The organism is Ottowia flava (assembly GCF_008017535.1).
In the GTDB taxonomy this organism is placed as follows: Bacteria; Pseudomonadota; Gammaproteobacteria; order Burkholderiales; family Burkholderiaceae_C; genus Ottowia; species Ottowia flava.
Map to the genome: position 1 here is coordinate 41,440 of NZ_VRUA01000020.1, position 19,054 is coordinate 60,493.

Genomic DNA, 19,054 nt, shown 5'->3' on the forward strand with positions numbered 1-19,054 from the left:
CGGCGCTGGGTTATCGTTTGACGCATGAAGCTCCTGGTGGTGGAAGACGACCCCGCGCTGCAAGCCACGCTGGAGCGCACGCTGACGCGCCGGGGCTTTGCTGTTGCGGTCGCAGACGACGGCGTGATCGCGCTGCAACGCTGGGCCGCCGCCACGCCCGACGCCGTGGTGCTGGACTTGTCGCTGCCGCGCCTGGATGGCCTGCAAGTGCTGGCGCAGGCGCGCGCCCAGGGATTGGGCACGCCGGTGCTGATCCTGACCGCACGCGGCTCGGTCGGCGACCGGGTGCTGGGCCTGAACGCGGGCGCCGACGACTACCTGGCCAAGCCTTTTGATCTGGACGAGCTGGAAGCGCGCCTGCGCGCCCTGGTGCGGCGATCCGCACCCGCGCTGCAAGGCGGCGACGTGCGCTTTGGCCGCCTGCGGCACGACCGCGCCGGCGGCGCCATCTACATGGACGACGCGCCGCTGGAGCTGACGCCGCGCGAGCTGGCGCTGGTCTGCGCGCTGCTGGCACGCCCCGGCCACGCCGTGACCAAGGAGCGGCTGTTCGAGCAGGTGTTTCCCGGCGAAGCCGAGGTGCGCTACGAAGCCATCGAGGTCTTGGCGTACCGCCTGCGCCGCAAATTGGTCGACACCGGCGTCGAGCTGATCACGCTGCGCGGCCTGGGCTACCTGCTGCGGGCGACGGCATGAAAGGGGCGCGCACGCGTTCCCTGCGGCGCCAGCTGTTGGCGGGCATTCTGATTCCGCTGGTGCTGATCGTCGGTTTCAACACCTGGAGCCTGTACCGCCAGGCGCTGGGCGCCCTGCACACCGCGTACGACCGCACGCTGTTGGCGTCGGCCAAGAGCCTGGGCGACTGGATCGACGTGCAGGGCGAGGGGGACGCGGCGCGTCTGCAGGCGGCGGTGCCGTCGGCGGTGCTGGAGGCCTTCGAAGCCGATCTGCACAGCCGCATGGCCTACCGCATATCCACCCGCCAGGGCGTGCTGCTGTCGGGCTACGACGACCTGCCGATGTGGCGCGGAGAGATTCCCATGCAGCCGCCCTACGCCGCACTGGTGGACTTCTACGACAGCAGTTTCCGGGGCGAACCGGTGCGCATGGCGGTGCTGCTGCAGCCGGTGGCCAGCACACGCGGGCGCGCGGTGGCGGTGGTGCAAGTGGCGGAGACACTGGAAATCCGCCACGCGCTGGCGCGCAGCATCTTGTGGAACACCCTGGCGCGGCAGGCGGCGCTGATCGCGCTGATCGCCGGCACCGTGATCTGGGTGGTGCAACGTGCCACGCGGCCGGTGCGCCAGCTCAGCCACGAACTGCGGGACCGCCCCGAGGACGACCTGCGCCCCATTGCCGCGCCAGCCGCGCCGCGCGAGCTGCAGCCGCTGATCGCCGCCACCAACCAGCACATGCGCCGCCACGGCGAAATGCTGGCCAGCCAGCAGCGCTTCGTGCGCGACGCCTCGCACCAGCTGCGCACCCCGCTGGCGGTGCTCAAGGCGCAGGTCCAGTCGGCACGGCGCGGCGACGTGCCGCCCGCCCAGGCGCTGGCCGAGATCGAGGACACGGTCGACCGCGCCACGCGCCTGGCCAACCAGATGCTGGCGCTGGCCAAGGTGGCGCAGGTGCGCCAACAGGCCGAACCGGTGACCGCGGACTTCGACGCCGTGGTGCGCGACGTGGCCCTGGACCTGGCGCCGCTGATCGCCGAGCGCGGGCTGGACTTCGAGCTGCAGGCCGAGCCGGTCGTGCTGCGGGCGCACGAATGGATGCTGCGCGAGCTGACGCGCAACCTGCTGCACAACGCGGTGCGCCATTCGCCGCGCGGCGGTCTGCTGGCCATTCGGCTGGCGCAGGCCGACGGGCAGGCCTGCCTGACGGTGAGCGACAGCGGACCCGGGATCGAGCCCGCGCTGGCAGCGCGCCTGTTCCAGCCCTTCAGCGCCGGTGAAGGCGGCTCCGGCACGGGCCTGGGGCTGGCGATCTGTCAGGAGATCGTGCAAAGCCTGGGCGGGCGTGTGGAGTTGCGCATGCGCAGGCAAAATGGGCGCGTGACGGGGCTGGATGCCATCGCCACGCTGCCGCTGTGAGTTGTTGTTGCCTGAATGCGTTCTGAATCTGCCGCTGCTGCCGACATGCGCGCCATGCGCCTGGACAAATGGCTGTGGGCTGCCCGCTTCTACAAGACGCGCGCGCTCGCTGTGCAGGAGATTGACCGCGGCCGCGTGCAGGTCGGCGGCGCCGACGTCAAGCCGTCGCGCGAGGTGAAGCCCGGCGACACCGTCACGCTGCGCCAGGGCCTGGTGGTGCGCGAGGTCGTGGTGCGCGCCTTGAGCCTGCAGCGTGGCCCGGCGCCCGTCGCGCAGCAGCTCTACGAAGAAACCCCCGACAGCGTGGCCGCGCGCGAAGCCGCGGCCGCCACGCGCCGCATCGCGCCCGAGCCGGCCCACGCCATTGCCCTGGGCCGCCCGACCAAGCGCGACCGCCGTGCGCTGGACGCCCAGCGCCAGGGCGACTGGAACGAGCGCTGGAGCGCCGCGCTGGACGACCGAGAGAACCCGCCCCGATGACCGACATCGCGCCCGAATTGCCCTCGTTGCTGCCATTGACGCAGCGCACCCGGTTGGCCCAGGGCCAGCGCCGCACCACGCCGATCGGCGATGCCAGCAGCGGCCGCCACATCGTCTGGCACCACTGGGCGCCGGACGTGCCTGCGGCGGGCGAGCCGCCGGTCGTGCTGTTTCACGGCGGCAGCGGCAGCTGGACGCACTGGGTCAAGAACATCGTGCCGCTGCTGGACGCGGGCCGGCGCGTGCTGGCGGTCGACCTGCCGGGCTTTGGCGATTCGGACCCACCCGAAGACGGCACCGACGCCGACGCCATGGTGGCCCCATTGGCAGCCAGCCTGCGCCTGCTGACGGGCGATCAGCCGGTCGACCTGGTGGGCTTCTCCTTCGGCGGGCTGACCGCGGGCCTGCTGCTGGCCGAGCACCCGGCGTTGGCGCGCCGCCTGGTGCTGGTCGGCGCGCCCGCCATGGGCGTGGTGAAAGAGCGGCAGTTCGAGCTGAAGGCCTGGCGCCACCTGAAAGCCGCGCAGGAGCAGGCCGACGTCCACCGCCACAACCTGGGCGTGCTGATGCTGCACGACCACGACCTGATCGACGGGCTGGCGCTGGAAGTGCACATCGCCAATGTGGTGCGCGACCGCCTGCCGCGCCGCCGACTCGCGCACACCGACGCGCTGGCGCGCGCCCTGCCGCAGGTGACTTGCCCCGTGCACGCCATCTACAGCGCGCACGACGTGCTGTACCGCGGCCACCACGCGCAACTGCGCGACGCGCTGGCCCAGGCCGCCCCCGAATTTCGTGGCCTGCAACTGATCGAGGGGGCAGGCCACTGGGTGCAGTTCGAGGCGCCGGAGGCGTTTGACGCTGCGTTGCATGCCGTGCTGGAAATTTGAATTCGATCGGCTTGTGCCCCTACAGCTGATTGCACGAGCAGCTATCAAAACCGTATCAACACTCGCTTGTCAGGAGATGCCATGCCCACCCCACTCAAGATCGATTTCGTCTCCGACGTTGCCTGCCCCTGGTGCGCGGTCGGCCTGGCGTCGCTGCAACAGGCGTTGGCCAACAGCGCCGACGCGGTGCAGGCCACGCTGCATTTCCAGCCCTTCGAGCTGAACCCCGACATGGCGCCCGGCGGGGAGGACATCGACGAACACCTGCAGCGCAAGTACGGCGGCACGCCTGAGCAGTTCGCCAAGAACCGCGCGGCCATCACCGAACGCGGTGCCGCCGTGGGGTTTGCCTTCAACCCGGCTGGGCGAGGGCGCATCTACAACACCTTCAATGCGCACCACCTGCTGCATTGGGCGGGGCTGCAGGGCGAGGCGCAGCAACTGGCGCTCAAGCGTGCGCTGCTGGAGGCCTACCACGGCCGCGGTGAGGCGGTGGAGCAGGACGATGTGCTGCTGGATGCCGTGGCGCGGGCGGGGCTGGATGTCGCGCAGGCGCGCGAAGTGCTGGCCAGCAACGCCTACGCTGACGACGTGCGTCAGGCCGAAGCTTTCTGGCAGCAAGCCGGCATCCAGTCGGTGCCGGCGGTGGTGATCAACGACCGCCATCTGATCTCCGGCGGTCAGCCGCCCGAGGTGTTCGAGCAGGCGCTGCGACAGATTGCGGCGGGCGTTTGATCTGGCGCAACAAGCGGGTGTTTCAAGGAAATCAGGCCTGAAACCGGCGGTAGACAAGCGCAGACAGCTACGCTTTGTATAGCAATTGATCTGAAAACTTAAGCGCTACTTCAGGCGCGATTTCGACGATCTCCTTGTCGGCACATGGCCGATGCACACAAGGAGTCGAGATGTCGTTTTCAGTGGGGAAAGTCAGCGTCGGCCTGTGGCTGGCCGCTGCCTTCGCGCCGTGGCAGGCCGCCTGGGCGCAGGCGACCAGCGCTGCCGCCGAACAGCTGCGCTGGGAAGCCGTGGCCGGTGCGCCTGGCGACGTGGCGCGCGGCCAGAAGCTGTTCATCACCGAAGCTGGGCGCGATTTGAGCTGCGCGTCCTGCCACGGGCGCCCGCCCACCAGCGCGTCGCGCCACGCCAGCACGGGCAAGCGCATCGACGCACTGGCGCCCGCCTTCAACAGCGCGCGTTTCACCGATGTGGCGAAGGTGGACAAATGGTTTCGCCGCAACTGCAAGGACGTCTTTGCCCGCGAATGCACGGCGCCGGAAAAGGCGGACCTGCTGGCCTACCTGCGGAGCCTGAAGCCATGAGCGCCACCCGTTTCCCTGCCGCTCGCCGTGGCAAGTTGGGGGTCGCCACCTGGCTCGCGATGGCGCTGATGGGCGCCGCCCTGTGGCCCGCAGCGGCCCACGCCGACGATCACCGCCGCCTGGCCGTGCCGCTGCCGCGCGCCTACGTGCAGGAATGTGCCGGCTGCCACATGGCCTACCCGCCGGGCCTGCTGCCGGCCGCGTCGTGGCGGCGAATGATGGGGCGGCTGGACGAGCATTACGGCAGCGACGCGTCTATCGACGAGGCCACGGTGCGTCAACTGAGCGAGTGGCTGCAGACGCACGCCGGCACCAGCAAGCGCGTGCGCGCCGAGCCGCCACCGCCCGACGACCGCATCACGCGCAGCGAGTGGTTTGCGCGCAAGCACGACGAGATTGCCCCGGCCACGTGGCGGCGCGCCAGCATCCGCAGCGCGGCGAACTGCATGGCCTGCCACCCGGGCGCGGAGCGCAGCGACTTCGACGACGACGCCGTGCGCGTGCCGAAATGACGATGGCACCGAGGACACACACATGAACATGAATGCTTCCAAAGCAATAGCTGCTGGCGCACAACCAGAAAGCGCTGCAGCCTCAAAACGCGCCTATCGAAGGGTGGTCGATGCGCCCACGCGCGCGCTGCACTGGCTGATGGCGCTGTGCTTCATCGGCGCCTACCTGACCGGCGACGGCGAGCGTTGGCGGCTGGTGCACGTGACGCTTGGCTACACGCTGGTCGGTCTGGGTGCGGCGCGCCTGGCGTGGGGCCTCTGGGGACCGACGCCCGCACGGCTGAAGCCGCTGTGGCGCCGCGCGGCCGGGTTGCGCGAATGGGTGCGCGCGGCGGTGCGCGGTCACGTCAACTGGCGGCTGGGGCAGAACCTGCTGCTGGCCGGCTCGATCGCCGCGCTGCTGGCCCTGATGTTGCCGCTGGGGCTGAGCGGGTACGCCAGTTACAACGAATGGGGCGGTGACCGGCTGGCCGACGCGCTGGAAGGGCTGCACGAGTTGCTGGCCAACCTGATGCTGGCGGCGTTGCTCGCGCACCTGGTGCTGGTCGGCGTCGTCAGCCTGCAGCGCCGCCGCAATCTGGTGGCGCCCATGGTCACCGGCCGCCTGCCGGGCGCCGGGCCGGACCTGGTGCGCCAGCCCCACCGCGCGGTGGCGGGGGCAGTGCTGGCCTCGGTGCTCGCGTTTTGGGGCTGGCAGTGGCACACCGCGCCGGACGCGGCGCTGCCCGGCGCGCACACCGCCCAGCCGGCGTACGATGCGGCGCATGACGACGATGACGAGGACTGAACCACCCGATGCGCATCCTGCTGGCTGAAGACGACGACCTGCTGGGCTCCGGGCTGCGCGCCGGGCTGGCGCAGCACGGCTTTGCCGTTGATTGGGTGCGCGATGGCGTGGCGGCCGAGCGCGAGCTGCTCACCGCCAGCCACCAGGCGGCGGTGCTGGACCTTGGCCTGCCGCGCCAGGACGGCATGGACACGCTGCGCGCGGTGCGCGCCCAGGGCGTGCACACGCCGGTGCTGGTGCTGACCGCCCGCGACGCCATCGACGCGCGCATCCAGGGCCTGGACACCGGGGCGGACGACTACCTGGTCAAGCCGGTCGATCTGGGCGAGCTGGCGGCGCGCCTGCGCGCGCTGGTGCGGCGCGCCCATGGCCAGCCGACCACGCAGCTGACGCTGGGCGCGCTGCGGCTGGACCCGGCCGCGCGGCAGGTCTGGGTGGGCGACGAGCGCATCGAGCTGTCGGGCCGCGAGTTCGACCTGCTGCAGGTCTTCATGCTCAACCCCGACCGGGTGCTGACGCGCGAGCAGCTGGAGCAGCACATCTACAAGTGGGGCAGCGAAGTCAGCAGCAATGCGGTGGAAGTGCACGTGCACAACCTGCGCCGCAAACTGGGTGCGGGCGTGATCGAGACCGTGCGTGGCGTCGGCTACGTGGCGCGACGGGGCACCGCCTAAGCAATGCCGCGCCGCCCGCTGACCCTGACCCAGCGCCTGGTCGCCATGGTGCTGGGCTTCGTGCTGGCGGTCTGGCTGGTCACGGCCGGTGTGGCGTGGTTCGTCACCCAGCATGAGCTGTACGAGCTGCTGGACGCGCACCTGGCCCAGACCGCGGCGCTGCTGGCTACGGGTGAACTGGAAGACGACAAGACCGATGTGCAGGTGCAGGCGCCGGTCCTGCTGCACAAGTACCAGTCGCGCGTGGCCTTCCAGATCTGGCACAAGGGCCGCCTGCGCGCGCGCTCGGCCGACGCGCCGGACACGCCGCTGGCGCCTGGCGCTCAGCCCGGCCTGTCGGACCAGGTGCTCGATGGGCTGCGTTGGCGGGTCTTCACCGCTGAGCGCAGCGAGGGCGGGCGCGTCAAGGACGTGATCTACGTCGGTGAGCACCAGTCGGCGCGCCGCCATGTGCTGCTGGGCAGCCTGCGCGGCACGCTGGTGCCCTTGCTGCTGGCGCTGCCGCTGCTGGCGGCCGGGGTGATCTGGAGCGTGCGCCAGGCGCTGCGCCCCTTGCGCGAGCTGAGCACCAGCGTCGCCACCCGGCGCCCGCAGGCGCTGGCCGCGCTGCCGGAAGCCCAGGCGCCGCCGGAAGTGCGGCCGCTGGTGCGGGCGCTCAATGGCCTGTTCGGCCGCATGACCGAGGTGCTGGCGAGCGAACGGCGCTTCACATCCGACGCCGCGCACGAACTGCGCACACCGATCGCCGCGATTCGCATGCAGGCCCAGGTGGCACGAGGTGCCACCGACGACGCGGAACGCCGTGTGGCACTGGACGCCACCGTGGCCGGTTGCGACCGTGCGACGCGGGTGGTCGAACAGCTGCTGCAACTGGCGCGCCTCGAGAGCGACAGCGCCGACCCCGGGGCCCGCGCCGCACCTGTCGCCGAGGCCGACTTGGGCGCAGTGGCCGCCGAGCAGGTCGCAGAGTGCGAGCCACAGACCCGTGCGCGTGTCCAGCACGTGACACTGGAGCGGCCAAACGCGCGCGTGCCGGTGACGATCAACGCCACGCTGCTGACCGTGCTGCTGCGCAACCTGCTCGACAACGCCTCGCGCTACAGCCCGGAGGGCGCGCAAGTGGCGGTGCAGGTGGCGGCCGCGACGGCCATGAGCGGCGCTGTGTTGACGGTGGAAGACAGCGGCCCGGGACTGTCCGACGCCGACCTGCAGCGCCTGGGCGATCGCTTCTTTCGGGTGCTCGGCACGGGGCAGGCCGGCAGCGGGTTGGGCTGGTCGATCGTGCGGCGGCTGGCGCGCCTGTACGAGCTGGATGTGCAGGTCGACCGCAGCCCGGCGCTGGGTGGCCTGCGCGTGCAGGTGCGCTGGCCGGCGCTGCGCGGTTGACGCGCGGAGTGAGCGGTTTCTGAGCGCACAACGCGCTCAGCCTGCCCGTCAAATTACTATTAAAACAGTAGCTGCTTGCGCTTATGCAGAAAGCGCTGGCGCCTGATTCTGTTTAAAAAATGCGCGCAGGGCAGCGCTCAGCGCAGGAAACTCGTAGGCGAAACGCTCGGGCTCCACGAAGTGCGCTTCGCAGGCCACGGCGAAGAATTCGGCTGGCGCACTGGCGCCGTAGGCGTCCAGCCAGGGCGCGGGCGCACCGAAGCGCTCGGCCATGATCACCTCTTCGCGAAAGCGCTCGTAGGCGGGTGCCCAGGTATCGGCCCAGTGGCGTGCGGCCTCGCGGGCGCTGCGTGCGCCCATGAAGCCGCGCGGCAGCGGCGGCGCACCGTCCGCGCCACCCCCTTGCATGTCCATCTTGTGCACGAATTCGTGGATCACCACGCTGTAGCCGCCGTGCTGCCCCGCCTGGCCGGCGCCTTGCACCGCGGGCCAACTCAGCATCACCGGGCCGCGGTGCATGGCTTCGCCCGACAGCACTTCATCGTAGTGGTGCATCACGCCGGCGCCGTCCATGGTCTGGCGACGCGCCACGGCGGCGTCGGGGTGCATGACGATGCCGACAAAGTCGTCGTACCAGCGCAGGGCGTCTTCCGGCGCGTCGGGCTGGCCCAGGTGCAGCAGCGGCAGGCAGGCCTGCGCGGCCACGTCCAGCGCCATGGCATCGGTCACTTCCAGGCCATGCGCGCCGGTGAATTCCTTGCGGTCGAGAAAATGCCCGGTGATGACGCGCAGGCGCGCCTGTTCAGCGGCGGTCAGGCGTGCCAGAAACGCGTAGCGCGCCAGCGTGGACTGCCACAGCGCATCGGGGATCGGGAGGGCTTGGCCACTGGCGCGGCGCAGCCAGCGGTTGAGGGTTTGCAGGACCATGGCCGTCACATGGGGCCAAGGTCGATCCGCTCAAGTTGGCCGTCCGACGAAAGGCGCAGCACCTGCGCCCGGTGGTCGCTGCCGGCGATGTGCCAGTCGCTCAACACCACCTGGGTCAGCGGCTGGCCGTCGGCGCCGTGGCCCAGCACATGGTCGCCGGGGCGGTGAATGTGGCCGTGGATCAGGGTGCGGGCGTCTGCGGCCGCGAGCCATGCGCGCGCGAGCGGCGCGTCGATGTCGGTGTAGACCACACCCTGGGCTTGCGCGGCCATGCTTTGCGCGCGCATCTGCTGCGCCATCACCTGGCGCTCGGCCAGGGGGCGCGCCAGCACGGCGCGCTGCCAGGCGTCGCTGCGCACTTCGCGCCGGAACTGCTGGTAGGCCACGTCCTCGGTGCACAGCAGGTCGCCATGGGTCAGCAGCGTGCGTCGGCCGGCCCAGTCCAGCACCGTCGGGTCGGACAGCAGCTGCACGCCCAACTCGGCCAAAAAGGGCGCGCCGACCAGGAAGTCGCGGTTGCCGTGCATGAAGTAGACCGGCACGCGCGCGGCCGTGCGGTCCAGCACCTGGGCGCATTCGCCATCAAAGCTGCCGGGCAGGGCGGCGTCGTCGCCGATCCAGGCTTCGAACAAGTCGCCGAGGATGAAGATGGCGTCGGCCGGCGATTCGGCCATGAAGAGCGACCACGCGGCGAAGGTGGCCGGCTCCTCGGGCATGAGGTGCAGGTCGGAAATGAAATCGACCGTGCGCCAGTCCGGGGGCGCGGTCAGCACGCCGAACGGGGGCACGGTCGTCATGGGTGCGACTGCGGCGACGGTAGCGGTCAGACCACCACGGCCTTTTCGATCACCACGTCTTCTTTCGGCACGTCGTCGTGAAAGCCCTTGCGGCCAGTGGCCACGGTCTTGATGGCGTCGACCACGTCCTGGCCCTTCACGACCTTGCCGAACACGGCGTAGCCCCAGCCTTGGGCCGTGGGGGCCTTGAAGTTCAGGAAGTCGTTGTTGGCCACGTTGATGAAGAACTGCGCAGAGGCCGAGTGCGGGTCGCTGGTGCGCGCCATCGCCACGGTGTAGTTGTCGTTCTTCAGGCCGTTGTCGGCTTCGTTGGTGATCGGCGCCTGGGTAGGCTTCTGGTCCATGCCGGGCTTGAAGCCGCCGCCCTGGACCATGAAGCCAGGGATAACGCGGTGGAACACGGTGTTGTCGTAGTGGCCGCTTTTCACGTAGTTCAGGAAGTTGGCCACCGACTTGGGCGCTTTGGCCTCGTCCAGCTCCAGCGTGATGACGCCGCGACCGGCGATGTGCAGTTCTACTTGGGGATTGGCCATGGGCTTAAAGCTTTCTACAGGTTCAGGACAAAAAATGAGTGCCCGCACTGTAGCGCGCGGGCCTTGGGCACAAACGCCCGCAGGTTTATTTGACCAGCGTGGCGGACTGGATCACCACCATCTTCTGGGGCGCATCGGTCGGGAAAGGGCCGCCTGGACCGGTGGGCGCGTTGCGGATCTTCTCGACGGTGTCCATGCCGCTCACCACCTTGCCGAACACGGTGTAGCCAAACAGCTGCGGGTGATTCTCGAGGTTGGCGCGCGGCACCTTCTCGTAGGTCTGGCCCATGTATTCGAACTTGGGCACCGGGTCGCCCGGCGGGATGATGACCGGGTCCAGCCGCGCGTTGTCCACCACGTTGATGAAGAACTGCGAGGTGGCCGAATTGGGGTCGCCGGTGCGGGCCATGGCCACGCTGCCCGTCACGTTCTTGAGGCCCTTGGCCACGGCTTCACGGCCTTCGTGCTGCACCGGCGCGCGCGTCGGCTTTTGCTTGTAGTCCTTGTCGAAGCCGCCGCCCTGCACCATGAAGCTCTTGATCACGCGGTGGAAGATCGTGCCGTCGTAGTGCTTGTCCTTGACGTACTGCAGGAAGTTGGCGACCGTCTTGGGCGCCTTGTCCGGGTACACCTCGATCACGAAATCGCCTTCGCTGGTGACAAATTTCACACGAGGGTCGGCGGCGAAGGCGGGCAGCGCGGTGCCCAGCGCAGCCACGGCGCCCAAGGCAACGGCGGTGCGGGCCAGTGTTCTTCTAGACAGAAACATCGATGCAAACTCCTGAGTCAGGAACGAAAAGGATTTGGTGCGCCACGGGCCGACGCAAGTTCCCGCACGCCCGCGCGTTCAAATTTCGTTACTTGGCGCTGTCCGCCAGCACGCGCTGCAGACCGTCGATCTTGGGCGCCAGCCGGGCATTGCGCGCATCGACCACCCGCGCGCGGCGGTAGGCGTCGGCGGCTTGGCGCACGCGCACGTCGCCCAGGTTTTCCAGCGCGGTGGCGTAGGCGGGGTTGATGCGCAGGGACGATTCCAGGGCCTGCTCGGCCTTGTCCAGCTGCCCTTGGCTGGCGTACAGCACGGCCAGGTTGTTCCAGGGCTCAGGCAATTCGGGGTAGTCGCGCGTGAGGTTGACCAGCAGTTCTTCGGCCTCGGCCGACTTGCCCTGCGCGGACAGCAGCCCCGACTTGATGAAGCGCATCTGCGGGTCGCGCGGGTTGGCGGCAATGTACTTGTCGGCGCGTTCCATGGCGGCGGCGGTCTGGCCGCTCTGCTGGAGCTTCTGCACTTCGGCGTACTCGTCCGCCAGCGCGGCCGTGCCCGCCAGCGCCAGTCCGGCGCCAAGCAGAAAGCCGAGGGCCACGCGGCGGCAACGCTGGAAAATGGGGGGGCGCAATGTCATGGGCGAGGGTGGCAGTCGCGCGCCGACACCGATTTGAGGGGGTGCGGGCGCTGGACGAATCCGGGGGCGCGTCTATACTGCGGGCCATTGTAGCCACGCGGCGTTGGGGTGCTGTCCCGCAGCCGCATCGCCTCCGGCAACTTGGGTTTGGCGGCTGCTACCGCGACTGGACCGCCACCTCCGAGGGCCCGTACGCTCCCGCCGACCGACGCCTCGCCGCCCCCTCGATTTCCTGAACCGCCTCGATGAGCTTGCGCATCTACAACACGCTGTCGCGTGCGCTGGAAGACTTTTCTCCAATCGAACCCGGCCATGTCCGCATGTACGTGTGCGGCATGACGGTCTACGACCTGTGCCATATCGGCCATGCGCGCTCGGCGGTGGCTTTCGACGTGGCGCAGCGCTGGCTCAAGGCCAGCGGCTTGCGTGTGACCTTTGTGCGCAACATCACCGACATTGAAGACAAGATCATCCGGCGCGCGCAGGAAAACGGCGAAACCATCCGCCAGTTGACCGACCGCATGATCGCGGCGATGTACCGCGACTTCGACGCCTTGGGCGTCGAGCGCCCCACGCACGATCCGCGCGCCACCGACTACGTGCCGCAGATGCTGGCTATCACGCGCCAGCTGCGGGACAAGGGTCTGGCCTACCAGGCGCCCAACGGCGACGTGAACTATTCGGTGCGCAAGTTCCCGGGCTACGGCAAGCTGTCCGGCAAGTCGCTGGACGAGTTGCAGGCAGGCGAGCGTGTGGCGGTGAACGACGGCAAGTCCGACCCGCTCGATTTCGTGCTGTGGAAGTCCGCCAAGCCGACCGAGCCCGAAGGCGCGCGCTGGGACAGCGAGTACGGCTGGGGCCGCCCCGGCTGGCACATCGAATGCTCGGCCATGAGCTGCGCGCTGCTGGGCGAAACCTTCGACATCCACGGCGGCGGGGCCGACCTGCAGTTTCCGCACCACGAAAACGAGATCGCGCAAAGCGAGGGCGCGCACGGCGTGCCGCTGGCCAAGGTCTGGATGCACAACGGCTTCGTCAACATCGACAACGAGAAGATGTCGAAGTCGCTGGGCAACTTCTTCACCATCCGCGAGGTGTTGCAGCAGTTCGACGCCGAAACGCTGCGCTTTTTCATCCTGCGCGCGCACTACCGCAGCCCGCTGAACTACAGCGACGTGCATCTACAGGACGCGCGCAGCGCGCTCAAGCGCCTGTACACCGCGCTGGACGCGGTACCCGTTACCGACGTGGCCATCGACTGGGCGAACCCCTACGCCGCCCGCTTCAAGGCCGCGATGGATGAGGACTTCGGCACACCCGAAGCGGTGGCCGTGCTGTTCGACCTGGCAGCCGAAGTCAATCGCCAGCGCGATCCGCGGACGGCAGGCCTGCTGAAGGCGCTGGGCGGCACGCTGGGGCTGCTGCAAGGTGATCCACAGGTGTTCCTGCGCGCCGGCAGCCGGATGGACGATGGCGCCATCCAGGCCCAGATCGAAGCCCGCGCCACCGCCAAGGCGACCAAGAATTTCGCCGAAGCCGACCGCATCCGCGCCGAGCTGCTGGCCGCTGGCATCGTGCTCAAGGATTCGCCCACGGGCACGACGTGGGAGGCGGCGCAGTGAATCCATTCCAAGCCCAATTGGCCAGTGGATTAGGCGGATAAAGCGGTGGCAGCTATCAAAAAGGAAGCGATTGCGATCGCTACGCCAGCTTATTGGTCTGACGCCTGCACCCACCTCGCCAAGCGCGACCGGGTGATGAAGCGTCTCATCCCGCGCTTTGGCGACGCCTGTCTCGAATCGCGCGGCGACGCCTTTGTCACGCTGGCGCGCTCCATTGTCGGGCAGCAGATTTCAGTGAAGGCCGCGCAGTCGGTGTGGAGTAAGTTCGAGCTGCTGCCGCGCCGCATGACGCCGGCCAACGTGCTCAAGCTGAAGGTGGACGACATGCGCGCGGCCGGGCTGTCGGCGCGCAAGGTCGAATACCTGGTTGACCTGGCGCTGCACTTCGACAGCAAGCGCATCCACGTCAAGCAGTGGCAGGCCATGGACGACGAGGCCATCATTGCCGAGCTGGTGGCGATTCGCGGCATCGGCCGCTGGACGGCCGAGATGTTCCTGATGTTCCACCTGATGCGGCCCGACGTGCTGCCGCTGGACGACGTGGGCCTGATCAACGGCATCAGCCAGAACTATTTCTCGGGCGAGCCCGTCAGCCGCAGTGAAGCGCGCGAAGTGGCCGACGCCTGGGCGCCCTGGCGCAGCGTGGCCACGTGGTACATGTGGCGCTCGCTGGAGCCGACACCGGTCGCGTACTGAGCGCGGTAGCGTGCGCGTTGGCGCATCCGGTAACATTGAACGACGTTTCGTACCCAAGGAGCCACGTTTGGCCAAACGAACATTCCTGGATTTCGAGCAGCCCATCGCGGAGCTGGAAAACCGGATCGAAGAATTGCGCTATGTGCAGACCGAAAGCGCGGTCGACATCTCCGAAGAGATTGACCAGCTGGACAAGAAAAGCCTGCAGCTCACCAAGGACATCTACTCGGATCTGACGCCCTGGCAGATCACCAAGATCGCGCGCCACCCGGAGCGGCCCTACACGCTCGACTACGTGCGCGACTGCTTCACGGATTTCCAGGAGTTGCACGGCGACCGCCATTTCGGTGACGACAAGAGCATCGTGGGCGGTCTGGCGCGCTTCAACGGCCACGCCTGCATGGTGCTGGGCCAGCAGAAAGGGCGTGACACGAAGGAGCGCACGCTGCGCAACTTCGGCATGACGCGGCCCGAGGGCTACCGCAAGGCGTTGCGGCTGATGAAGACGGCCGAGAAGTTCAAGCTGCCGGTGTTCACCTTTGTCGACACGCCGGGGGCTTTCCCAGGCATTGACGCCGAGGAGCGCGGCCAGTCGGAAGCCATAGGCCGTAACATCTACGAGATGGCGCAGCTTGAGGTGCCGATCATCACCACCATCATCGGCGAAGGCGGCTCGGGCGGCGCGCTGGCGATTGCGGTGGCGGACCAGGTGCTGATGCTGCAGTACTCGATTTATTCGGTGATCAGCCCGGAAGGGTGCGCTTCCATCCTCTGGAAGACCAGCGACAAGGCGCAGGAAGCGGCCGAGGCCCTGGGCATCACCGCGCACCGCCTAAAGGCGCTGGGCCTGGTCGACAAGATCGTGAGCGAACCGGTCGGCGGCGCGCACCGCGATGCTCGCCAGATGGCCGGCTTTCTGAAGCGCGCACTGGGCGATGCCTGGCGCCAGGTCAGCGACCTGAAGCCCAAGGAATTGCTGGACCGCCGCTACGAGCGGCTGCTGAGCTACGGCCGCTTCAACGATACCAAGGCCGAACACTGACGCTGGGCGTTCGGTCAAAAAAAGCAAAAGGGACCCACGGGTCCCTTCTTTGTTGGATTGGGTCGCCTCGCCGGCAGGCGATGGCCGTGGTTCGCTTTATTGCGCGACCGGCCGCACCCGGGTTTCCACCTTGGCGCGCAGCGCGGCCAAGAGGTCGGCCGGCAGGAACTTGAAGGCCACCTGCAGCAGCAGGTAAGCGATCAGGCCATCGTCCAGCCAGCCCAGGATCGGAATGAAGTCCGACACCAGATCGATCGGGCTGACCACGTACAGCACGGCCAGCACCGTCGCCAGCTTTGCGGCGCGCGGTGCGCGCGGGTCGCGCAGCACGGCCCACGCCATCAGCAGTTCCTTGCGAAACATGGCCCACAGGCGACCCAGCTTCCACATGTGCGTGACCTCCGTCGACAGATTTCAGGGGCGCCCCCGCTTGGGGCGCACGAGCATTCAACGTGGGGACGCCAGACTGGATGACAAGGCCGCGGTGCACGGCTTTACATTTGTCGCCATGAGGACGTTTTGCCTTGGCTGATCCCCTGAACGCCGACGCCAGCGACGACGCTGGTGAGGCCCGCGCCGCGCAGCAAGTGGACGCGGCCATGGACGCCTTCGCCGCCAGCGCCCCTGGGCTGCCGCTGGCGGTGGGCTTCAGCGGCGGCGCCGATTCGACGGCCTTGCTGCTGGCCTGCGCAGCGCGCTGGCCGGGGCGGGTGCGCGCCTGGCACGTGCACCACGGCCTGCAGGCGGCCGCCGACGGGTTTGAGACGCAGGCCCGCGCCGTGTGCGACCGCTTGGGCGTGCCGCTCCAGGTCGCGCACGTCGACGCTCGCGCCCAACCGGGTGAGAGCCCTGAGGCCGCGGCACGCCACCACCGTTACAAGGCTTTTGAGGCGCTGGCCCTACAGCAGTCTGCGCAAGCAGCTATCAAAACCATAGTATTGGGGCAGCACGCGGACGACCAGGTGGAGACGGTACTGATCGCCTTGTCGCGCGGCAGCGGTCTGCCCGGGCTGGCCGGCATGCCGGCGCGCTGGCAGCGCGGCGGGCTGACGTTTTGCCGGCCCTTGCTGGCGGTGCCTGGCAGCGCCTTGCGCGCCTGGCTGCGCCTGCACGGCGCCGACTGGGTCGAAGACCCGAGCAACGCCGACACCGCCTACACGCGCAACCGCGTGCGCCACCGCCTGCTGCCGGCGCTGGCTGCCGTGTTTCCGGAATTTCGCACCACCTTCGCGCGCAGTGCCCAGCATGCGGCGCAAGCCCAGGCCCTGCTGGACGAGGTCGCCGCGGCCGATCTGGCCGCGTGCGGGGTGCCGCCCCGCATCGCCGCGCTGCAGGCGCTGTCGCCCGCTCGCCAGGGCAACGCGCTGCGCCACTGGCTGACCCACGCGCACCACAGCGTGCCCAGTGCGGCGCAGCTGGCGGCGCTGCAGGTGCAGATCGCGGCCTGCCGCACGCGCGGCCACCGGATCGAGCTGAAGGTCGGCAGCGGCCAGGTGCGACGCCAGGGAGAGTGTCTCGCCTGGCAGGCCGGTCGCTCGGGCGCCGCGGGCTAAAATGGTCGGTTTCCTGGCGCCCGAAGGATGGGCGCCGCAACCCGTTTTTCTCCTGTCATGGCATTGATCGTTCAAAAATTCGGCGGCACGTCAATGGGCTCGACCGAGCGCATCCAGCAGGTCGCCAAGCGCGTCGCCAAATGGGCGCGCGCCGGGCACCAGATGGTGGTCGTGCCCAGCGCGATGAGCGGCGAAACCAACCGCCTCCTCGGCCTAGCCAAAGAGCTGGCGCCCGCCAAGCAAAGCGCCGAGTATCTGCGCGAGCTGGACATGATCGCGTCCACCGGCGAACAGGTGTCGGTCGGTCTGCTGGCCATCGCGTTGCAGGCCGAAGGCGTGCCCGCCGTCAGCTACGCCGGCTGGCAGGTGCCGGTGCGCACCAGCGCGACCTACACCAAGGCGCGCATCGACAGCATCGACGACCAGAAGGTGCGCGGTGACCTGAACGCCGGCAAGGTCGTGATCATCACGGGCTTCCAGGGCGTGGACGAGACCGGCAACATCACCACGCTGGGTCGTGGCGGCTCAGACACCTCGGCCGTGGCCGTGGCGGCGGCGCTGAAGGCCGACGAGGCCATGATCTTCACCGACGTAGACGGCGTCTACACCACCGACCCGCGCGTCGTGCCCGAGGCACGCCGCCTGGCCTCCATCAGCTTCGAAGAGATGCTGGAGATGGCCAGCCTGGGCAGCAAGGTGCTGCAGATCCGCTCGGTCGAATTCGCCGGCAAATACCAGGTGCCCATGCGCGTGCTGTCTAGCTTCACGCCCTGGGACATCGACATCACCGAAGAGGCCCAATCCGGGACGCTGATCACTTTCGAGGAAGACGAACAAATGGAAAAAGCTGTGGTTTCCGGCATTGCCTTCAGCCGCGATGAAGCCAAGATTGCCATCCTGGGCGTGCCGGACAAGCCCGGCATCGCCTTCCAGATCCTGGGCACGGTGGCCGACGCCAACATCGAAGTCGACGTCATCATCCAGAACATCGGCAAGGACGGCCACACCGACTTCTCCTTCACGGTCAACCGCAACGACTACGCGCGCACGGTCGACCTGCTGAAAGAGAAAGTCCTGCCCGGCTTGGGCGTGGCCGACATCGTGGGCGACACCAAGATCTGCAAGGTCTCGATCGTCGGAATCGGCATGCGCAGCCACGTTGGCGTAGCCAGCAAGATGTTCCGCGTGCTGAGCGAAGAAGGCATCAACATCCAGATGATCTCCACCAGCGAGATCAAGACCTCCGTCGTCATCGACGAGAAGTACATGGAGCTGGCCGTGCGCGCACTGCACCGCGCTTTCGATCTGGATGAGCCTAAATCGGTCTGAGTTGATGGCATAATGCCGACTCTTTGCTGGAAGCGTGACCGAGTGGCCGAAGGTGCTCCCCTGCTAAGGGAGTATGGGGTGTAGAGCCTCATCGAGGGTTCGAATCCCTCCGCTTCCGCCAGCAAGCAGTCTCAGACTGTCGCATATTGAAGCCAAGTAGTTGATCTACTTGGCTTTTTTCTTGCTTACCTGTCGCGGCATATCGCACCGAGGCGCATGTAGTTGCCCGAGAGCTGACCGCCGTAGCCGTAGCGAAGCTGCGTGACCCCGGACGCTACGCCGTGGGAGGGGCCGAAGGGCTGCACCTGCGCATCACTCCAGCCGGTACACGCCTGTGGGTGTGCCGCCTGATAGTGGGTGAGCGGCGTGGACATCGGCATGGGCGACTATCCGGCCGTGAGGCTGTCGGATGCCCGCGACAAGGCCCGTGACGCCCGACGGGCGGTGCGCGCCGGGCAGAACCCCGTGCAGCCCAGGCCGAAGCCCGAAGTGCCGCCAGCGGCCAACGGACAAGGTAAGCCGGCCGCCGTAGGCGGATCGGCTTGACCGACGGGTTAGACCCGATGGGTTGGGAGAGGCGCGCCAGAACAGACCAGGCGCTACCAAAAGAGGAGCTGCCCGCGCTGGTGGGAGTAGCGCCAGAAGCCGAAAACACTCCATACCCACGCAACGCCCGCAGGCGAAGCCCAGCGCAACGCCAAACACCCAGCGGAAAACCGCTTGCGAAGGTGAATGGCGATTGAAATGGCATGGGCTTAAACGGGCGGAATATCAGCGGGCCTAACAGGCCGTTGAAATACCTATCGACCTTGGTCTGGCCGTCACCGATCATCGATGCGTCGTCAAACAGGGATTGATCACAGCATGCGAGGAGCAGACGGGTACAACGAGTCGCTGTTCACCACGGTCAGGCTGGAGAGCTTTGTGCCGGCCGACCGCCCGCTGCGGCCGATCCGCCAATGGGTCAACGATGCTCTGGCCCAGATGGACGCCAGGTTCTCTGCCATGTAC

General features: G+C 68.2%; 22 protein-coding genes, 1 tRNA gene and 1 pseudogene. 18 read left to right on the plus strand and 6 right to left on the minus strand.

Going from position 1 to position 19,054, the window contains the following annotated elements; genetic code table 11:
- The first annotated feature begins 24 nt into the window (after nt 1-24).
- From FVQ98_RS16420 to FVQ98_RS16465, 10 genes are all read left to right on the plus strand, one after another.
- A complete protein-coding gene (locus FVQ98_RS16420; protein WP_147914535.1) occupies nt 25-696 on the plus strand; it encodes a response regulator in 672 nt (223 codons plus the stop codon).
- On the plus strand, nt 693-2,093 hold the full coding sequence (locus FVQ98_RS16425; RefSeq protein ID WP_147914536.1) for a sensor histidine kinase: 1,401 nt from the start codon (nt 693-695) through the stop codon (nt 2,091-2,093). Before FVQ98_RS16420 ends, FVQ98_RS16425 begins: the two co-directional genes overlap by 4 nt.
- 15 nt (nt 2,094-2,108) lie before the next feature.
- The gene (locus tag FVQ98_RS16430; protein WP_255507828.1) at nt 2,109-2,573 is read left to right on the plus strand and encodes an RNA-binding S4 domain-containing protein; all 465 of its coding nucleotides are present in this window, start codon (nt 2,109-2,111) and stop codon (nt 2,571-2,573) included.
- Complete coding sequence (locus FVQ98_RS16435) at nt 2,570-3,463, plus strand: alpha/beta fold hydrolase (protein ID WP_147914537.1); 894 nt, start codon at nt 2,570-2,572, stop codon at nt 3,461-3,463. Before FVQ98_RS16430 ends, FVQ98_RS16435 begins: the two co-directional genes overlap by 4 nt.
- Nucleotides 3,464-3,544: 81 nt before the next feature.
- Nucleotides 3,545-4,198: a DsbA family oxidoreductase gene (locus tag FVQ98_RS16440; protein ID WP_147914538.1), complete on the plus strand. Its 654-nt coding sequence runs from the start codon at nt 3,545-3,547 to the stop codon at nt 4,196-4,198.
- 170 nt (nt 4,199-4,368) lie between these two features.
- Entirely contained in the window at nt 4,369-4,782 is a 414-nt protein-coding gene (locus tag FVQ98_RS16445) for a DUF1924 domain-containing protein (protein ID WP_147914539.1), read from the plus strand.
- Nucleotides 4,779-5,294 carry a diheme cytochrome c gene (locus tag FVQ98_RS16450; RefSeq protein WP_370512977.1) on the plus strand — a complete coding sequence of 172 codons (516 nt, stop codon included), beginning with the start codon at nt 4,779-4,781 and terminating at the stop codon, nt 5,292-5,294. The genes FVQ98_RS16445 and FVQ98_RS16450 overlap by 4 nt, the downstream gene beginning before the upstream one ends.
- Nucleotides 5,295-5,316: 22 nt before the next feature.
- On the plus strand, nt 5,317-6,081 hold the full coding sequence (locus FVQ98_RS16455) for a cytochrome b/b6 domain-containing protein (protein ID WP_147914540.1): 765 nt from the start codon (nt 5,317-5,319) through the stop codon (nt 6,079-6,081).
- Nucleotides 6,082-6,089: 8 nt separating this feature from the next.
- On the plus strand, nt 6,090-6,755 hold the full coding sequence (locus FVQ98_RS16460) for a winged helix-turn-helix domain-containing protein (RefSeq protein ID WP_147914541.1): 666 nt from the start codon (nt 6,090-6,092) through the stop codon (nt 6,753-6,755).
- A gap of 3 nt (nt 6,756-6,758) precedes the next feature.
- On the plus strand, nt 6,759-8,141 hold the full coding sequence (locus tag FVQ98_RS16465) for an ATP-binding protein (protein WP_147914542.1): 1,383 nt from the start codon (nt 6,759-6,761) through the stop codon (nt 8,139-8,141).
- Between the two features lie 81 nt (nt 8,142-8,222).
- On the opposite strand, the gene FVQ98_RS16470 is transcribed toward FVQ98_RS16465, so the two are convergent.
- The 5 genes from FVQ98_RS16470 to FVQ98_RS16490 all read right to left on the minus strand — a co-directional run bounded on the left by FVQ98_RS16470 (nt 8,223) and on the right by FVQ98_RS16490 (nt 11,801).
- On the minus strand, nt 8,223-9,068 hold the full coding sequence (locus FVQ98_RS16470; protein WP_147914543.1) for a M90 family metallopeptidase: 846 nt from the start codon (nt 9,066-9,068) through the stop codon (nt 8,223-8,225).
- Between the two features lie 5 nt (nt 9,069-9,073).
- Nucleotides 9,074-9,865, minus strand: coding sequence for a UDP-2,3-diacylglucosamine diphosphatase (locus FVQ98_RS16475; protein ID WP_147914544.1), 792 nt, complete (start codon nt 9,863-9,865; stop codon nt 9,074-9,076).
- A gap of 26 nt (nt 9,866-9,891) precedes the next feature.
- Entirely contained in the window at nt 9,892-10,398 is a 507-nt protein-coding gene (locus tag FVQ98_RS16480; RefSeq protein WP_147914545.1) for a peptidylprolyl isomerase, read from the minus strand.
- 85 nt (nt 10,399-10,483) lie between these two features.
- On the minus strand, nt 10,484-11,167 hold the full coding sequence (locus FVQ98_RS16485; protein ID WP_147914546.1) for a peptidylprolyl isomerase: 684 nt from the start codon (nt 11,165-11,167) through the stop codon (nt 10,484-10,486).
- Nucleotides 11,168-11,255: 88 nt separating this feature from the next.
- Nucleotides 11,256-11,801, minus strand: a complete 546-nt coding sequence (locus tag FVQ98_RS16490) for a tetratricopeptide repeat protein (protein ID WP_147914547.1) — start codon at nt 11,799-11,801, stop codon at nt 11,256-11,258.
- Between the two features lie 245 nt (nt 11,802-12,046).
- Between FVQ98_RS16490 and cysS the strand changes: the two genes are divergently transcribed.
- The 3 genes from cysS to FVQ98_RS16505 all read left to right on the plus strand — a co-directional run bounded on the left by cysS (nt 12,047) and on the right by FVQ98_RS16505 (nt 15,161).
- Nucleotides 12,047-13,423: a cysteine--tRNA ligase gene (gene cysS / locus FVQ98_RS16495; RefSeq protein WP_147914548.1), complete on the plus strand. Its 1,377-nt coding sequence runs from the start codon at nt 12,047-12,049 to the stop codon at nt 13,421-13,423.
- 135 nt (nt 13,424-13,558) lie between these two features.
- Nucleotides 13,559-14,119 carry a DNA-3-methyladenine glycosylase family protein gene (locus FVQ98_RS16500; RefSeq protein ID WP_370512978.1) on the plus strand — a complete coding sequence of 187 codons (561 nt, stop codon included), beginning with the start codon at nt 13,559-13,561 and terminating at the stop codon, nt 14,117-14,119.
- A gap of 67 nt (nt 14,120-14,186) precedes the next feature.
- Nucleotides 14,187-15,161: an acetyl-CoA carboxylase carboxyltransferase subunit alpha gene (locus FVQ98_RS16505; protein ID WP_147914550.1), complete on the plus strand. Its 975-nt coding sequence runs from the start codon at nt 14,187-14,189 to the stop codon at nt 15,159-15,161.
- 96 nt (nt 15,162-15,257) lie between these two features.
- Here the strand turns inward: FVQ98_RS16505 and FVQ98_RS16510 are convergent, their stop codons facing one another.
- Complete coding sequence (locus tag FVQ98_RS16510; protein ID WP_147914551.1) at nt 15,258-15,551, minus strand: YkvA family protein; 294 nt, start codon at nt 15,549-15,551, stop codon at nt 15,258-15,260.
- A gap of 209 nt (nt 15,552-15,760) precedes the next feature.
- On the opposite strand from FVQ98_RS16510, the gene tilS reads away from it, so the two are divergent.
- The 5 genes and pseudogenes from tilS to FVQ98_RS16535 all read left to right on the plus strand — a co-directional run.
- Complete coding sequence (gene tilS / locus FVQ98_RS16515) at nt 15,761-16,714, plus strand: tRNA lysidine(34) synthetase TilS (protein WP_147914561.1); 954 nt, start codon at nt 15,761-15,763, stop codon at nt 16,712-16,714.
- A gap of 57 nt (nt 16,715-16,771) precedes the next feature.
- Nucleotides 16,772-18,043, plus strand: a complete 1,272-nt coding sequence (locus FVQ98_RS16520; protein WP_147914552.1) for an aspartate kinase — start codon at nt 16,772-16,774, stop codon at nt 18,041-18,043.
- A 28-nt stretch (nt 18,044-18,071) separates the two neighbouring features.
- Nucleotides 18,072-18,164, plus strand: a tRNA-Ser gene (locus FVQ98_RS16525).
- A 257-nt stretch (nt 18,165-18,421) separates the two neighbouring features.
- Nucleotides 18,422-18,589: an integrase arm-type DNA-binding domain-containing protein gene (locus FVQ98_RS20335; RefSeq protein WP_370512979.1), complete on the plus strand. Its 168-nt coding sequence runs from the start codon at nt 18,422-18,424 to the stop codon at nt 18,587-18,589.
- A gap of 318 nt (nt 18,590-18,907) precedes the next feature.
- Nucleotides 18,908-19,054 (plus strand): annotated as a pseudogene (locus FVQ98_RS16535) (IS5/IS1182 family transposase); the annotation flags it as partial.

Coding starts and splice junctions, on each gene's coding strand:
- FVQ98_RS16435 (WP_147914537.1), top strand. CDS start 2,570: ATGACCGACATCGCGCCCGAATTGCCCTCGTTGCTGCCATTGACGCAG.
- FVQ98_RS16465 (WP_147914542.1), top strand. CDS start 6,759: ATGCCGCGCCGCCCGCTGACCCTGACCCAGCGCCTGGTCGCCATGGTG.
- FVQ98_RS16425 (WP_147914536.1), top strand. CDS start 693: ATGAAAGGGGCGCGCACGCGTTCCCTGCGGCGCCAGCTGTTGGCGGGC.
- FVQ98_RS16450 (WP_370512977.1), top strand. CDS start 4,779: ATGAGCGCCACCCGTTTCCCTGCCGCTCGCCGTGGCAAGTTGGGGGTC.
- FVQ98_RS16440 (WP_147914538.1), top strand. CDS start 3,545: ATGCCCACCCCACTCAAGATCGATTTCGTCTCCGACGTTGCCTGCCCC.
- FVQ98_RS16475 (WP_147914544.1), bottom strand. CDS start 9,865: ATGACGACCGTGCCCCCGTTCGGCGTGCTGACCGCGCCCCCGGACTGG.
- FVQ98_RS16460 (WP_147914541.1), top strand. CDS start 6,090: ATGCGCATCCTGCTGGCTGAAGACGACGACCTGCTGGGCTCCGGGCTG.
- FVQ98_RS16510 (WP_147914551.1), bottom strand. CDS start 15,551: ATGTGGAAGCTGGGTCGCCTGTGGGCCATGTTTCGCAAGGAACTGCTG.
- FVQ98_RS16520 (WP_147914552.1), top strand. CDS start 16,772: ATGGCATTGATCGTTCAAAAATTCGGCGGCACGTCAATGGGCTCGACC.
- FVQ98_RS16455 (WP_147914540.1), top strand. CDS start 5,317: ATGAACATGAATGCTTCCAAAGCAATAGCTGCTGGCGCACAACCAGAA.
- FVQ98_RS16485 (WP_147914546.1), bottom strand. CDS start 11,167: ATGTTTCTGTCTAGAAGAACACTGGCCCGCACCGCCGTTGCCTTGGGC.
- FVQ98_RS16420 (WP_147914535.1), top strand. CDS start 25: ATGAAGCTCCTGGTGGTGGAAGACGACCCCGCGCTGCAAGCCACGCTG.
- FVQ98_RS16500 (WP_370512978.1), top strand. CDS start 13,559: ATGAAGCGTCTCATCCCGCGCTTTGGCGACGCCTGTCTCGAATCGCGC.
- tilS (WP_147914561.1), top strand. CDS start 15,761: ATGGACGCCTTCGCCGCCAGCGCCCCTGGGCTGCCGCTGGCGGTGGGC.
- FVQ98_RS16490 (WP_147914547.1), bottom strand. CDS start 11,801: ATGACATTGCGCCCCCCCATTTTCCAGCGTTGCCGCCGCGTGGCCCTC.
- cysS (WP_147914548.1), top strand. CDS start 12,047: ATGAGCTTGCGCATCTACAACACGCTGTCGCGTGCGCTGGAAGACTTT.
- FVQ98_RS20335 (WP_370512979.1), top strand. CDS start 18,422: ATGGGCGACTATCCGGCCGTGAGGCTGTCGGATGCCCGCGACAAGGCC.
- FVQ98_RS16470 (WP_147914543.1), bottom strand. CDS start 9,068: ATGGTCCTGCAAACCCTCAACCGCTGGCTGCGCCGCGCCAGTGGCCAA.
- FVQ98_RS16480 (WP_147914545.1), bottom strand. CDS start 10,398: ATGGCCAATCCCCAAGTAGAACTGCACATCGCCGGTCGCGGCGTCATC.
- FVQ98_RS16430 (WP_255507828.1), top strand. CDS start 2,109: ATGCGTTCTGAATCTGCCGCTGCTGCCGACATGCGCGCCATGCGCCTG.
- FVQ98_RS16445 (WP_147914539.1), top strand. CDS start 4,369: ATGTCGTTTTCAGTGGGGAAAGTCAGCGTCGGCCTGTGGCTGGCCGCT.